Below are 15,233 nucleotides of genomic sequence, written 5' to 3'. Positions count from 1 at the left end.
TCGCTCCACAATCGTTTGAGAAAAGTGATTTACAACGCCATGGCCAGGCCATTGGCATGATCCCAGCCGACGCTGACCGCTGCGCCGTGTTCGAACGCCTGCTGGCCTTGGTCCTGCTGGCGTGGCACGCGCACGCAGACCACGCCGAAGGCCTGGGTGCGCACGCGGTATTCGGTGGAGTTGCCCAGGTAGATGCGGTCTTCTACGCAGCCGGGCAGGGAGACTTCGCGGGCCAGTTCGGCGCCGGTGGCGGCGATGCTGATCAGCTCCGGGCGCACGGCGATGCACCCTTCGGCGTCCGCCCCCAGCGCCTGGCCGGTGGGCGTCAATGGGCTGGTCAGTTCCAGGCCTTGCGCCGTGCGCAACACCACGGCGTTGCCTTGCAGGCGGCGCACGGTGCCGTTGAACAGGTTGGACTCGCCGATAAAGTCGGCCACGTAGCGGCTGGCCGGGGTTTCGTAGAGTTGCTCCGGGGTGGCGGTCTGGATGATCGAGCCGTTGTGCATCACGCTGATGCTGTCGCTCATGGACAAGGCTTCTTCCTGGTCGTGGGTGACCAGCACAAAGGTGATGCCGACTTCACGTTGCAGGCGCAGCAGTTCCGACTGCATCTCCTTGCGCAGCTTGCGGTCCAGTGCCGCCAGCGGCTCGTCCAGCAGTAACACCGTGGGCTTGTTCACCAAGGCGCGGGCCAGGGCCACGCGCTGTTGCTGGCCGCCGGAAAGCTCGCTCGGCTTGCGCTGGCCGAAGCCGCTCAGGCGCACCATCTCCAGGGCTTCGTCAGCCATGCGCGCTTGGGTTTTTTTGTCCGGACGCGGGGTGCGGTAGCGCAGGCCGTAGGCAATGTTTTGCGCCACGCTCAGGTGGGGGAACAGCGCGTAGTGCTGGAAGACCATGTTCACCGGCCGCTCGAAGGCCGGTACGCCTGCCACGTTCTGGCCGGCCAGGCGTACTTCGCCGCTGGTGGGTTGTTCGAAGCCTGCGATCATGCGCAGGGTGGTGGTCTTGCCGCAGCCCGAGCCGCCGAGAAAGGAGTGGAACGAGCCACGGCGTACCGAGAAATTCAGGCCATTGACGGCCTGCACCGCGCCATAGCGTTTGACCACGTTGCAAAATTCGATGTCGCTGGGCGAGGTATCGTTCACGGTCTGGCTTCCTTGAGGCAGGTTTGCGTCGAGGGCCAAATTAGCAATGGGGGTTTGGGGGTGTATATATCCCTTGGGGGATAGACCGGGGTTACTTGCCGGACTCAGTTCAAAATGTGGGAGGGGGCTTGCTCGCGAAAGCGGTGTGTCAGCCAATGAATGAGTTGACTGACACACCGCTTTCGCGAGCAAGCCCGCTCCCACATTTGAACCGTGTTGCTCCAGATAAGGTTAGGCGACCGCTACTAATTCTTGCCCAGTGAGGTCACGGATAAACAACCCGAGCAGCTCCGACTGGCTACCAATGCCAAGCTTGGCGTAGATGTTCTTGCGATGGATCTTCACCGTGCCTGGGCTGATGCTCAGTTGTTCGGCCACCGAGGCGCTGGAGTGGCCGCGCAACAGCAGTTGCACGATCTCCTGCTCGCGGCCGGTGAGGATGTGCGCGCCGAACTGGTCAAAGGCTTCGCGGATCTTGAAGTCCAGGTCCTGGGCCGGGCGCGGCTGCTGGGCCTGACGCAAGCGCCAGGCTTCACCGATCACTTGCTCCACCACCGCCTGGGCACATTCGATCAACTGCATCTCATCACGGCTGAATGCGCAGCTGGCGGTGGAGCGCATCAACGACAGTACCGCCGTGGTTCCCGCGCCAAGGTCGACAAAAAACGCGATTTCTTCGGCCAACCCGGTCTGCTGGTAATAGGTGAGGTAGTACTCGCCGAGGTAAAAGTGGTCTGGCGCGAACTGGCGCAAACGCCACAACCCCGGCGCCTGGCCACGGGTGCAGGCCAGGTAGAACGGGTCTAGAAGGTACGGGCCGCATTGGTAGTCGTCCACATACACGCCGCGCTTGTCGGCGCAGAAGGTGTCGAACAACGCCAGTGGGCGGTGGTTGCCTTCGTAGACAAACAGCACGAAGTGATCCACCGGACACACCTGGCGCAACCAATGGCTGAGCCCGGCAAGTCGCCCATGGCCGGCGGGTAGGTCCAGCAGGTGGGCAACACCGGTGGTCCAGAGTTTCAGTTCCTTGGGGCGCATGGCGGGTTCAGTCGGGGAGGGAGTGGCGGTGGATGCACGAACTGCGCCATGGCCTCCCAGGCCCACCGCTACTGGCGCCGCGTGGCGGGGCGTGCCCCATGGCAGGGCGAGGTGTTACCGAGTGCTACATTTTTGTTTCTGCGTTGCGGTTGATGGCTGTGACTTGTTTTATATATATGGATATGCGCATATGTATCTAAACATATATGAGCGACGCCATGATCACGCCCCCCGAAGTCTTCAAGAACCTGGCCGACGAAACCCGTGCCCGCGCGGTATTGCTGATCGCCGGCCATGGTGAGCTGTGTGTCTGCGAGCTGATGTGCGCCATGGAGGACAGCCAGCCGAAAATCAGCCGCCACCTTGCCCAGTTGCGCAGCAGTGGGCTGTTGCTGGATCGCCGCCAGGGCCAATGGGTTTACTACCGACTCAACCCGGACTTGCCAGCCTGGGTACATGAAATCCTGCGGGTGACGTTGCGCGAAAACGCCCCGTGGCTGCAGGACAACTTTGCCCGCCTGCAAGGCATGCACGGGCGTCCGGTGCGCGAAAGCGCCTGTTGCTGAAAATTACTGGAGCGAACTGTCCTATGCGTGTCCTGTTTATGTGCACGGCCAACAGCTGCCGCAGCATCTTGAGTGAAGCGCTGTTCAATCACCTGGCGCCTCCAGGTTTCCACGCCGTCAGTTCCGGGAGTTTCCCCAGGGGCCAAGTGCTGCCGCGCAGCCTGGCGACGCTGCAGCGTGCTGGTATTTCGCCGCTCGGGCTGAGCAGCAAGGGCAACGAGGCGTTTGCAGACAGCCCGCCGGATATCGTGATCACTGTTTGCGACAAGGCGGCCGGTGAATCGTGCCCGGTCTACTTCGGCCCGGCACTCAAGGCCCATTGGGGCCTGGACGATCCTTCCCTCGTCATAGGGGATGACGCTGCAGTCAACGCGGCCTTCGTTGCAACGCTTGCGCACATCGAGCGGCGTTGCCGGGCTTTTTTCGACCTGCCTTTCACCACGCTCAATCGCGACCCACTCAAAGGTGAGTTGGATCGCATCGGCACGCTCTGAGTCGGAGGACTTATGCTGGAACAACTGCCTCATCTGGATGCGCAACTGTTTGCACCGCGCCCCGCGTCCGTCCAGCCTAAACCGCGCATCCTGCTGCTGTATGGTTCGACCCGCGAACGTTCGTTCAGCCGCTTGCTGGTGGAAGAGGCTGCTCGCCTGCTGGCGCATTTGGGCGCCGAAACACGGGTGTTCGACCCCAGTGGTTTGCCACTGCCCGATGATGCGCCGGTGGAGCACCCAAAGGTGCAGGAGCTGCGCGCGCTGGTGCAGTGGTCAGAGGGGCAGGTGTGGTGTTCCCCTGAGCGCCACGGTGCGATGTCCGGTGTGTTCAAGGCGCAGATCGACTGGATTCCGCTTGAGCTTGGCGCGGTGCGCCCGACCCAGGGCAAGACACTGGCGGTGATGCAGGTGTGCGGGGGCTCGCAGTCGTTCAATGTGGTCAACCAACTGCGGGTGCTGGGGCGCTGGATGCGGATGTTCACCATCCCCAACCAATCGTCCGTGCCCAAGGCCTATATGGAGTTCGACGACGGGGGCCGGATGAAACCGTCGCCGTATTACGACCGCGTGGTGGATGTCATGGAAGAACTGGTGAAGTTTACGCTGCTGTTGCGTGATCACCAGGACCACCTGGTGGATCGCTACTCCGAGCGCAAGGAAACCGCCCAGCAGTTGATGGCACGGGTCAACCAGCGATCAATCTGAGGCGGGCGCCGCCATTGCTCAGGGCCGCTGCGGTTTCACCGAGGTGCCGAAGGTGTTGCCCATGCGCACGCTGGTAGCGGCTGGCGTGGACAAGCCCACGGCATTCGGCGCGCGTTTGTCGACGGCAATGTTCTGCGCCTCCCGGTTCTTTTTTGCCACCTTGGTGGCATTGCTGTCGCTGCCCATCTGCTGGCTCAGGCAGCCGTAGTCGGGGGCCTTGTAGCCGTCTACCGAAACCTCGGTGCAGGTACTGGCGGCCTTGTCGGCATGGGCAAGAAAGGGCAAGGCACTGCAGAGCAACAGGCTGGCAAGGGTGGGGAACAGTTTCATCAAAGCCTCCTGGCGAGCCCTGGGGAGTGGGCCGGTAAGGCTTGAAAGTGTAGTGCAGCGGGCTTCTCGTCACCGTGATGTTTTTTTTGCCATCACCGTAACATCAGGTTCATAAACTGGCCTCAGGATGACGGTTTTCTAGGGCGCGTCGGCCGTGCAGCGATGCAAAGCAGGGGGTGAACAGGCAGCCTGGAGGCGCGTTATCGGCGCCCTGGTCTTGCTGTTGCTGCTGCTCGGCAGCCGTGGGGCCCAGGCGGAGTCAACCTTGCTGTCGTTGAACCTGCCCGCCCAGGACCTTGAACACGCACTGCAAGCGTACAGCCGCGCCACCGGGATGGCGGTGCTGGTGGACCGCGAGTTGACGCGGGGCCGGCGCTCCGTCGGTGTGCGCGGGCGCTTTACGGCGCAAGAAGCACTGGCGATGTTGCTGACCGGGAGTGGCCTGATGGCGCGATATGCACGGGGGGATGCGTTTACCTTGCAACTGCCCGAGGTCAGCCAGCCACCCGTGACCCGGGGGGCTGCGGCGCGCAACGCCGCGCGGATCAACAACAGCTATGCCACAGCGTTGCAGCAGGCCATCGAGGCCAGCCTGTGCCGCACGCCCCTGACCCGGCCCGGCAGTTTTCGCGCGTTGGTGCAAGTGTGGGTCAACCGTGATGGGTGGGTCGAACACAGCCGGCTGGTCAGCCCCACCGGTGATGAACAACGCGATGAAGCACTGGTACGCAGCCTGGCTACCACCCGGGTCGAACGCCCGGCGCCCAGCTCGCTGCGCCAGCCGGTGACTTTACTTTTGATGCCCGACACAACAGGAACACGCATGGAATGCACAGCAGGGAAGGGAGCCACGGGCGGATGAAAAATACCGGGCACAGTACGATGGTCAGTTTGTTCCTGGCCTCCTACGAAGACTTCAAGGTGCGTTTGCGCAAGCGCCTGGGCTCGGAGGACCTGGCCAACGACGTCCTGCACGAAACCTATCTGCGGGTCGACCGCATGGAGGTCCCGCCGAACCTCTCCCAGCCCAACGCCTACCTGTACCGCATGGCCCTGAACATCGCCGCCGATCGCCGTCAGGCCGACGCGCGCTTGCTCACTGGCAGCGAAGTCGAGGAACTGCTGCAAACCGCCGACGAAGCCCAGGACCCATCGCGCGTAGTCGGCGGCCAGCGTGAGATCCAGTCCCTGGTCAAGGCGCTCTACGAGCTGCCTGCACGCCGGCGCAAAATCCTGATCGCCGCACGCCTGGAAGAGGCGCCCCACCTGGAAATTTCCCAGCGTTTCGGTATTTCCACACGCATGGTCGAGAAGGAAATCAAGGCCGCCCTGGGTCATTGCGCCAAGCGCCTGGAAAGAAAAGTGATTCAGCGGTTCGGTCCCGGGGCCGGAAAACCGTCTTAGTGTCGAGTCCCTGATAAAACCGTGAGTATTTTCGCGCTTGAATATTTTTAGCTTTCCCACCGCCCGGCAAACCGCTGCCAGCCCCCTGCACGATGAAGCCCGCGACTGGCTGGTGCTGCTCACCTCGGGCCGCGCCACCGTCGCCGACGCCAAGGCCCTGCACGCCTGGCGCGCCCAGAGCCCGGAGCACGCCCAGGCGTTCGAACAGGCCAAGGTGTTGTGGCAGCAATTGGCCCCGGCCCTAGAGCAAGGGACGCAGCCACGTAGCTATGGCCGCCGTGCCTTCCTGGGCGGCGCCATTGCCGCCTCGGCCGCCGTGGTGATGGTGAGCGTCGGGGTGCCCGGCGGCTTCGCAGGGCTCACGGCGGACTACCGCACCGACGTGGGTGAGCAACGCCAGGTGCTGCTCAGCGAGGGCGTCAGCCTGGAACTCAACACCCAGACCCGCATCAGCCGCACAGGGCAGGGTATTGAGTTGCTTGAGGGCGAAGTGGAAGTACTCGCCCAGGTGGCGCAACCGCTCAAGGTCCAGGCCGGTGACGGCTGGGTCAGCGCGGCGCAGGCACGTTTCAACCTGCGCAATACCGACCACAGTGTGTGCGTGACCTGCATCGAGGGTTGGCTCTCGGTGGACGTGGCGGGGCGCAACGTGCGCCTGGAGAGCGGGCGGCAATTGACCTACGGCCCGGCCGGTGTGAGCGACGTCACCACCGTGGATACCCAGGCCGTGGTGGCGTGGCGCGAGCAGATCCTGGTGTTCAACAACGCGACCCTGGCAACGGTGGTGGATGAGATCAATCGCTATCGGCCGGGAATGTTGGTGTTGTTGAACAAGGAACTGGGCCAGCGTCGGGTGCAGGCGCGGTTCAGTCTGCAGCAGTTGGCGGGGGTGGCGTTGTTGATTCGGGATGCGTACGGGGCCAAGTGCACGGAGTTGCCGGGTGGGGTGGTGTTGTTGAGTTGAGGCGCTACCGCTTGTCGAGAAAACTCTGATTTTTACGATAAAAAATGCCGGGTTTTGGGCGTAACGTGCGCTTGTCGTTTCCAGGTATGTCGGCATTGAGGTGGGTTGAGCCGCCTGCCTTTTTCCTCTGACGGACCAGGTTCGCCATCCTTCTTGATTTTTCCGTTTCTCGCGTAGGTTTTTGGACTTAAAACCCTGCGAAAAATCATGCCTGGCCCTATTTGATTCCATCTTCTTACTCCTGTAAACCCCTTTTCCCTACGATTCTCGTCATTGGCCTACAGAGGTCTGACAGATCCTTTAACTCGTACAAAAACCTCGCATTGTTTTGTAATTTTTCATCTTTTCCATAAGCGATTCAGCCTCGGCAATCTGCGCGCTCTTTGCATTTGAGCGCCAGTGAGGGTGAAAGGGATGTCTGCCGTTTTTCGACCTGTGTTGCTGGGGTTCGCGTTGCTCTCAGGTCCATTGCTGGCCGCGCCGCAACCGTCCCCCGGCGACCGTGAACTGGCCCGCGAGCGCCAGCAACAATTGCTGGATGAGCAGCGCCGCCGGCTCGACGAGCTGAAAAACCTGCCGGGCGAAGCGGTTCAGCAGGCCACTCCGGCACTGGCGGACGACGGCCAGTGCATCACCTTCATACGCATCAATATCGAAGGCACCACCGTACTCTCCGATACCCAGCGCCAGGCCTTGCTGCAGCCCTGGCACGGGCGCTGCCTGGGCGTGCCGCAACTCAACGAGATGCTCAAGGGCATCACCGACCACTATCTGCATCGAGGCTACATCACGACCCGCGCCTACCTGCCGCAACAAGACCTCAGGGCTGGTGAGCTGAAAATCATCGTGGTGGAAGGGCGTCTTGAAGGCTTCGACAACTCATCCCTGGCCAGCCCGCTGGAATCCGCCATGACGTTTCCCGGCAGCGAGGGTGAGGTGCTGGACCTGCGCGAGTTGGAGCAATGGGTCGATCAACTGGCGCGTCTGCCCTCACGTCAACCCCAGCTTGAATTGGTGCCGGGGCAGTCGGTGGGCGGCAGTCGCGTATCGCTCAAGGGCGCGCGCTTGAAGCCCTGGCGCGTGGCGGCAAACCGCAATAACCACGGGGATGCCAGCACCGGTCGCCAGCAGGCCGGTATCGGCCTGGAGTGGGACAGCCCCCTGGGCCTGGCCGATCAATTGAGCCTGCGGGCCAACCGCGACATGGTCAGTGATCACTGGCGCCATTCCCACAGCCAGAGCCTGTTCTACAGCGTGCCTTACGGCTGGTGGACTTTCGATTTCAGCCACAGCCAAAGCGCATACCGTACCCGCAACACGGCCTCCGGTTTTGAGTTTGCGCTGTCCGGCGACACTTCCAGCCAACACCTGCGCGCCGAGCGCTTGCTGCACCGCGACAACCTGGGCAAGACGGCCCTCAACATCGGCCTGAGCCACCTGCGCACCCGCAACTACCTGGAAGACGCGCTGCTGCGTACCTCCAGCCATCGCATCACCGAAAGCCAAGTGGGCTTGAACCATGGCCGTCGTATCGGCAACGCCTTCGTCAACCTGGATGCCGGTTGGCAGCAGGGCATTGGTGCCCTCGACGCCCAGCGCGACCTCTCTACGCGGCGCGGCGCACCTACCTCGCGCTATCAGAAATACACCCTGACCCTCAGCTACCTGCAGTCCTTTGGTTGGCTGGGCCAGCACTGGACCTTCGACAGCCTCGCCACCGGCCAGCATGCCGAAGACGAACTCTACGGCCCGCAACGCCTCAGCGTCGGCGGCCTGGGCGCGGTACGCGGGTTTCAGGAACAGAACCTGTCCGGCAACACCGGCGGCTACTGGCGCAGCCAACTGCGTTGGCGCCACCCCGTGGTGTGGGAGGCGGTACGGCCATGGGTGCACGAGGTCGGCGTGGGGTTTGGCTATGACGTCGGCGTGATCAGCCGTGGGCCGCACAACCCCCATGTCGCCGGACGCCTCAGCGGCAATGCCTGGGAACTCAGTGCCCGCGGCACCCACCTGGCCGCCTCGCTGGTGTTCGCTCGCTCCCTGGAAAGCCCCGCCGTGGTCGAGCATCGCGAGCACCCGCTGTATGCCCGAATCGATCTGTTTTTCTGATAACAACAAGGAATCTTGCTTATGGACGTGCGTAGTCCGTTTTACCAGTGCCTGGCGATGAGCCTGGCGGGAATTCTCTTCCTCAACCCTATCGTTTCTGCCGCCGCGCAACTAAGTGTGGACCCCGCCAGCCCCGGCACCAGCATTGGTCATGCGCCCAATGGCGTGCCGGTGGTGAACATCGCAGGGCCGAACGGCAGCGGCCTGTCCCATAACCTGTTCACCGACTACAACGTCGGCAGCAATGGGCTGATCCTCAATAACGCCACCCAGGCGGCGCAAAACACCCAGCTGGGCGGGGTGATCCTGGGTAACCCCGGGCTGCAAGGACGTCCGGCCAGCGTGATCCTCAACGAAGTCACCGGCGGCAATCGCAGCCACCTGGGCGGCTACACGGAAGTGGCTGGGCATGCGGCGCGGGTGATCGTCGCCAACCCCCACGGCATCACCTGCAATGGCTGCGGCTTTATCAATACGCCACGGGCCACCTTGACCACCGGCAAGCCGGTTTTGGAGGGCGGTCGGCTGGAGCATTTCCGGGTCGAGGGCGGTGATATCGCCCTGGAAGGCGCGGGGCTCAATGCGCGCAATGTCAGTCAGTTCGACCTGATCACCCGCACCGCCAAGCTCAACGCGCAGTTGCATGCCGATCAACTCAACATCATCACCGGGCGCAACGACGTCAGCGCTGATGGCATGCAGGTACGTGCGCTGGCCGACGATGGGCGCAGCAAACCGCAGCTGGCGATTGATTCCAGTGCGTTGGGCGGGATGTATGCCGGGGCCATTCGCCTGATCGGCACCGAGGCCGGTGTGGGGGTGCGCGTGGCCACGGAAATGGCCAGTACCGCCGGGGATCTGTTTATCCAGGTCAACGGCGGCTTGAGTCTGGCGCACACCACCAGTGCTGGGGCGTTGAGTGCCAAGGCGGCGTCGATTGAATTGCAGGGGCCGACGTTTGCGGTGGGGGATGTGGACCTCAAGGCCGATGCCGATCTGGTGGTTAAACACACCCTTGCCAGTGCCGGCAATGTGCAGGTGCACGCAGCCACCGTGAGCAACGAAGGCAAGATTGTCAGCGGCATCAACGAGGATCGCCGGATTGCGGGCAAGCAGCTGAATATCACAGCTGAACGGCTGGATAACAAAGGTGAACTCAACGCCAGCGGGCACTTGGATATCCGCGCCGCAACCGTTGATAACACGGGCACTATCGCGGCCAACAGCGCGAAGATCGACGCTCGCCAGCACGTCAAAAACAGCGGCCAGGTGGTGACGGCGCAGGCGTTGACGGTTGCGGCAAAACAGCTTGATAACGCAGGAACGCTGCACACCGAAAGCGACCTGAGTGTTGTTGCCGAAACTGTCGATAACAGTGGCAAGGTGGTTGCCGCAAACGAGCTGAACGTTGCTGCCCGCGACGTTACCAACAGCGGTGAATTGCTCAGCGACAACCACCTGCAACTGCACGTCGATGGTGAGCTGAAAAACACTGGCCTGATCGCCGCCAAAGGCAATGCCGATATCCGTGCATCGAGCCTTATCCAAGACCACGGCCAGATTCTCAGCGGCCAAGACATCCAACTGCGCATTCGCGAGGTGCTGCACAACCTCGGCGTGCTCAGCGCCGCGCGACATATGCAGATCAACGCCGCCCAGCTCAATAACCACGGCACCCTCGGCAGCCAAGGCAACTTGCTGCTCACCGCCAACGTTACCAACACCGGCCTGCTGTTCAGCGGCGGTGACATGCACGTACGCGGCGAGCATTTCAGCAACCTGGAAGGCAATGTCTACAGCGTCGGCGATTTCTCCTTTGCGGCTGCCGATGGCTCCCGAGCGTCCACGTTCAAAAACCTCTCCGGCACCCTCGAAACCGAGGGCAACCTGCACATCAACACCAATGCATTCGAAAACGCCCGCACCCATCTGACCCTGGAGCGCGAACTGGTGGGCGGCACCATCCGCTGGGTTTGCGGCCAACACTGCGACGGCGACGACAGCTACAAGCGCGGAACCATCTACATCACCGAAACCTGGCGCGAAACCGCCGCCCCTGGCTCCACCAAAGCCGCGAGCCTGATCGCTGGAAAAAATCTGCAGATCAGCGCCGATACCCTGCAAAACCGCTACAGCCTGCTCGCCGCCAACGGCGACGTGCACCTGACCGCCCGCAGCCTGGTCAACCAGGGCGCCGCCTCCCAGACCGGCACCTCCAGCACCATCATCGGCACCCCCGGCCGCATCGACAAAGCCCTGTGGGACCGCATGGAATTTGTCGACCTGCCAGCCTTCCACAACGCCCCCTTCGACCCGGTGCGCTTCGCCGAACTCAAGGCCCGCTCCAGTGGCGCAGGCTTCAGCAACCCCGGCACCCTCACCACCTGGCGCGAAGACGGCCGCGAGATGTACGCCGCCACCCTGCAAGCCGGCGGCAGCCTGACCCTGCAGGCCAGCGAGTACCTGCAAAACGGCACCCTGCGGGAAAACACCCTTGCGCAACTGACCGGTGAAATCGGCCACAACCCCAACGACCTCGAACTGAGCCCCGATCGCCTCAGCGACGATTTGACCCGCCCACCGGAATTTCACCTGCCCAGCGGCGAGTACGGCCTGTTTATCCCGAGCAAAAATCCTGGCAGCCCGTACCTGATCGAAACCAACCCACTGTTCACCCACCTGGCCAACTTTCTCAGTTCCCAGTATTTGCTCGACAAGATCGGCTACAACACCGACGAAGCCTGGCGCCGCCTGGGCGATGGCTATTACGAAAGCCGCCTGATCCGCGATGCCATGCTGGCTAGGACCGGGCAGCGTTTCCTTGCTGGGCTGGACAGCGACGAAGCCCAGTTCCGCTACCTGATGGACAACGGCCTCAGCGCCCGCGACAGCCTGCAACTGAGTGTGGGCGTGGGCCTTACCGCACAACAGGTCGCCGCGCTGACCCACGACATCGTGTGGATGGAAAAACGCCAGGTCCAGGGCGAAGACGTGCTGGTGCCGGTGCTGTACCTGGCCACCGTCGATACCAACAACCTGCGCGGCGCCAGCCTGGTGCAAGGCCGGGACATCAACCTGGTCAGCGGTGGCGATATCGTCAGCGTAGGTACGCTGAAAGCCACGCAGAACGTGGCCGCCATCGCGGATGGCAGCCTGTTGAACGGTGGTTCGATCACCGCTGGCGAGCGCATCAGCCTGCTCGCCACCGACAGCATCCGCAATGCCATGGCCGGTGAGATCCGTGCCAGCAACGTCGAGTTGACCAGTGTCACCGGCGACATCGTCAACGAGCGTACCGCCCAAGCCAAACGACAGGGCGACGGTACGTTAATCACCTACCTCGACAACGCCAGCCAGATCAGCGCAGGCCAGCAACTCACGCTCAATGCCGGGCGCGATATCACCAACCGAGGCGACATCAACAGCGGCGGCAACGCCAGCCTGACGGCCGCGCGCGACATCAACCTGATCGCCGTCACCGACACCCAACAGATCCGCACCACGGAAAACGGCGGCCATCGCGTCACCCAAACCAGCACCACCGAACACCTCGGCGCCAACGTGACTGCCGCGGGCAACCTAAGCCTCAAAGCCGGCGGCGACATCACCTTGCTCGCCAGCCAGGCCAACGCCGGTAAAGACCATACGGTTGCAGCCGGTGGCGACATCTACCTGCTGGCGGCAGCCAACGAAACCGACCACGAGATCAACAGCAAACGCAGCGGCGCCAAGATCCACGAACAAACCACCCAAGTGCGCCAAGTCGGCAGCCAACTCAACGCGGGTGGCGACCTTACCGCGACCGCTGGGCAAAACATCCTGCTGCAAGCGAGCCAAGTCACCAGCGGCAAAGACGCTTACCTCATCGCGGGCGGGCAACTGCAACTGTTGAGTGCCAATGACAGCGACTACAGCCTTTATGACTATGAGAAGAAGGGCAGTTTTGGCGCTATCAAAACCCAGCGCGATGAAGTGACCGATGTAAAGGTTGTAGGTAGCCAGATCAGCACCGGCGGCAATCTTAATCTCATCAGCGGCGGCGACCAGCTGTACCAGGGGGCAACCCTGGACAGCGGCGCCGACATCACTATCACCAGCGGCGGCTCGGTGACCTTCGAAGCCGTTAAAGACCTGCACCAGGAAAGCCACGAAAAAAGCAAAAGCGACCTGGCCTGGATGAGCATGAAAGGCGAAGGGCGCACAGATGAAACCCTGCGCCAGACCGAAATCATTGCCCAGGGAAAACTGGCGATCCAAGCCGTCGAAGGCCTGCGGATCGACATCAAGGACATCAACCAGGCCACCGTCGGCCAGACCATCGACGCGATGGTCAAGGGCGACCCGAAACTCGCCTGGATCAAAGAGGCTGAGCAACGCGGCGATGTGGATTGGCGGCGGGTCAAGGAACTGCACGACTCGTACAAGTACAGCCATTCCGGCATGGGCCAAGGCGCAATGCTCGCCGTGATTATCGTGATGTCGTTGATCACGGCAGGTGCGGCGAGTTCGTTGGCTGTGGCAGCGGGCGGCGGGACGTTGGGCTCTATGGCTGGCGCAACATTCCAAGCCGTCGCCAGCCAGGCAGCGGTCAGCACGATCAACAACAAAGGCGATCTTGGCGCCGCGTTTAAGGAAGTCACCTCCAGTGGCAGCCTTAAAGGCTATGCCACCAGCGCCCTGACCGCAGGCTTCAGTACCGGCGTCATCGATCCTGCATTTGGCGTAACGGGCGATCGCGTCAACAACATCACCAAAGGCTTCGACCTGGCGTCGGCCTCTGACATCGCCAAGTTCGCTGCCTACTCAGGTGCACAAGGCGCAGCCCAGGCCGGTTTCAAAACCTTGGTGCAAGGCGGCAGCCTCAAGGACAACCTCAACCTGGCCCTCAGTTCGCAGCTGCAGAGCACCCTTCAAGCGATTGCCTTCAACGCAGTAGGGGATTTTTCCGAAAGCCAGAACTGGCCCGAATCCAGCCCCGAAAAAGTCGCCCTCCATGCACTGGTCGGTGGCCTGCTCAGCGAAGCCAACGGCGGCAGCTTCGCAACCGGCGCACTCGCCGCCGGCGCCAACGAAGCACTGATCTCCAGCCTCGCCCAAGCGGTAGAAGGCAACCCGGCGCTGATGCTGGCGGCTTCACAACTGGTGGGCCTCGCAGCAGCCGGCGCAACCGAAGGCGACGTACAAAAAGGCGCCGAACTCGCCAAAAACGCCACGACCTACAACTACCTCAACCACCACGAAGTCGATGACCTGGTCAAAGACCTCAAAGGCTGCCGAGGCGCCGCAAACCCCACGGCTTGCCGTGCAGACCTGACCCTCAAGTACGAAAGCATCAGCGACCAGAAAACCGGTATGCACCTGATGCTGTGCAGCGACCTTGGCAGTTGTGAGGCACAACGAACGGCTGTGGAACTGGGCAATGCCGCGCTCGACCAATACGAGGGCAACAGCGGGCTGAGCTGGGAAGAGCGGCTGATTGTTCGAGGGTTTCAAGGCAGCAACCAGGACGACACGCGGCTGGCGGTGCAGAAGACGGTGCAGGGAAGCCATGCTGAGATGTTGAGCGTGCTGCCGGGGGTGGGGTTAGTTGGGGGGAAGGGAGGGGGGGGTGGGGGAAGTATATCCAACCCATTGGTGGTTCAAGGCATTCCGAGCATAAGTCGTAGCACCGAGATTACGGAGTTATTTAGTTCTACCAACACCAGAAGTGGTATCCAAATTGGAAATCGCTCTCTTATTCAGGTTCCAAATACAGGTAATGCTAAAATATTTTCTGGCGCAACAGAAGTAGAGGTTAAGCAATATTTTTCTGAGTTAACCAAGGCTGCTTCTTTACCATCTCCCCGCACTATCCCTGGAAAAGGTGATATTTATGTTGTTAGTACCCCGGAAGGGAATTTCACTTTACGCAACTTCTCGTCTTCGTCCGGTAAGACTGGACCGACGTGGACTATAGATGTCCCCAAAACAGCCACAGGTACCACGTATAATCCAGAAATAAAATTCCTAATGGAGAGATTATGATGGTTGTAAAATTCTTTGATGAAGTCGTGCGTGATTCATTTGGTCTATGGTTGTCGACACTTTTTAGTGCGATTGGCTCATGGAACCCTGAACTTACGTTTGAACAGCGAAAATACGCTTTTTTCTACATGATTGAACATCTGCTGGTGAACGGTAAAATCAAATTTATTAAGCCAGGAGCAGATTGCTACATCTCCCCGAATAACCCCCATCCTAAGCTCTCTATTTTCAATGATGAGGCTCATTGGGATCTAGGAGCGAAGGATATCGTGTTTTATCTAAAGGAATGCTGGCCAGAAAGTGCAAGATCCGAAAGTGATGGAGAGTTAACAGTTTATTTTTATGAAGTTCCGGGAATTATTTGGGTCGATGAAGATGGGTGTTTTTATGCGTCGTAGTGTTCTGGTAAGAACATAGGTTGCTTTAATGATTTTTGAAGGGTTTTCGTGGC

12 protein-coding genes are annotated in these 15,233 nt (G+C 61.2%); 9 read left to right on the top strand and 3 right to left on the bottom strand.

Annotated elements, in window-relative coordinates; all coding sequences use genetic code 11:
* Positions 1-29: 29 nt before the first annotated feature.
* Entirely contained in the window at positions 30-1,145 is a 1,116-nt protein-coding gene (locus tag DYL59_RS24965; protein ID WP_135291580.1) for an ABC transporter ATP-binding protein, read from the bottom strand.
* A 231-nt stretch (positions 1,146-1,376) separates the two neighbouring features.
* Positions 1,377-2,186 carry a response regulator transcription factor gene (locus DYL59_RS24960; protein WP_135291579.1) on the bottom strand — a complete coding sequence of 270 codons (810 nt, stop codon included), beginning with the start codon at positions 2,184-2,186 and terminating at the stop codon, positions 1,377-1,379.
* Between the two features lie 218 nt (positions 2,187-2,404).
* Here DYL59_RS24960 and DYL59_RS24955 point away from each other — a divergent pair, with 218 nt between their 5' ends.
* Genes DYL59_RS24955 through arsH form a run of 3 tightly spaced genes read left to right on the top strand, consistent with a single transcriptional unit; the run spans position 2,405 to position 3,951 of the window.
* Positions 2,405-2,752: a metalloregulator ArsR/SmtB family transcription factor gene (locus DYL59_RS24955; RefSeq protein ID WP_135291578.1), complete on the top strand. Its 348-nt coding sequence runs from the start codon at positions 2,405-2,407 to the stop codon at positions 2,750-2,752.
* Positions 2,753-2,775: 23 nt separating this feature from the next.
* Complete coding sequence (locus tag DYL59_RS24950; RefSeq protein ID WP_135291577.1) at positions 2,776-3,246, top strand: arsenate reductase ArsC; 471 nt, start codon at positions 2,776-2,778, stop codon at positions 3,244-3,246.
* 12 nt (positions 3,247-3,258) lie between these two features.
* Positions 3,259-3,951 (top strand): arsenical resistance protein ArsH, encoded by a 693-nt coding sequence (arsH, locus tag DYL59_RS24945; protein ID WP_135291576.1) that lies wholly within the window; start codon positions 3,259-3,261, stop codon positions 3,949-3,951.
* Between the two features lie 18 nt (positions 3,952-3,969).
* Here the strand turns inward: arsH and DYL59_RS24940 are convergent, their stop codons facing one another.
* Positions 3,970-4,281, bottom strand: coding sequence for a hypothetical protein (locus tag DYL59_RS24940; RefSeq protein ID WP_135291575.1), 312 nt, complete (start codon positions 4,279-4,281; stop codon positions 3,970-3,972).
* A gap of 217 nt (positions 4,282-4,498) precedes the next feature.
* Between DYL59_RS24940 and DYL59_RS24935 the strand changes: the two genes are divergently transcribed.
* From DYL59_RS24935 to DYL59_RS24910, 6 genes are all read left to right on the top strand, one after another.
* Positions 4,499-5,143, top strand: a complete 645-nt coding sequence (locus tag DYL59_RS24935) for a secretin and TonB N-terminal domain-containing protein (protein WP_135291603.1) — start codon at positions 4,499-4,501, stop codon at positions 5,141-5,143.
* Positions 5,140-5,685 carry an RNA polymerase sigma factor gene (locus DYL59_RS24930; RefSeq protein WP_135291574.1) on the top strand — a complete coding sequence of 182 codons (546 nt, stop codon included), beginning with the start codon at positions 5,140-5,142 and terminating at the stop codon, positions 5,683-5,685. Before DYL59_RS24935 ends, DYL59_RS24930 begins: the two co-directional genes overlap by 4 nt.
* Positions 5,686-5,722: 37 nt before the next feature.
* On the top strand, positions 5,723-6,649 hold the full coding sequence (locus DYL59_RS24925) for a FecR family protein (protein WP_135291573.1): 927 nt from the start codon (positions 5,723-5,725) through the stop codon (positions 6,647-6,649).
* Between the two features lie 414 nt (positions 6,650-7,063).
* Positions 7,064-8,758, top strand: coding sequence for a ShlB/FhaC/HecB family hemolysin secretion/activation protein (locus DYL59_RS24920; protein ID WP_135291572.1), 1,695 nt, complete (start codon positions 7,064-7,066; stop codon positions 8,756-8,758).
* 21 nt (positions 8,759-8,779) lie between these two features.
* The gene (locus DYL59_RS24915; RefSeq protein ID WP_135291571.1) at positions 8,780-14,782 is read left to right on the top strand and encodes a two-partner secretion domain-containing protein; all 6,003 of its coding nucleotides are present in this window, start codon (positions 8,780-8,782) and stop codon (positions 14,780-14,782) included.
* Complete coding sequence (locus DYL59_RS24910; RefSeq protein ID WP_135291570.1) at positions 14,779-15,180, top strand: hypothetical protein; 402 nt, start codon at positions 14,779-14,781, stop codon at positions 15,178-15,180. The genes DYL59_RS24915 and DYL59_RS24910 overlap by 4 nt, the downstream gene beginning before the upstream one ends.
* Positions 15,181-15,233 lie beyond the last annotated feature (53 nt).

It is taken from the genome of Pseudomonas kairouanensis (genome assembly GCF_004682055.1).
GTDB classification, from domain to species: domain Bacteria; phylum Pseudomonadota; class Gammaproteobacteria; order Pseudomonadales; family Pseudomonadaceae; genus Aquipseudomonas; species Aquipseudomonas kairouanensis.
Note: the sequence above shows the minus strand (reverse complement) of the source record. Positions and strands in the feature narration are given on the sequence as shown.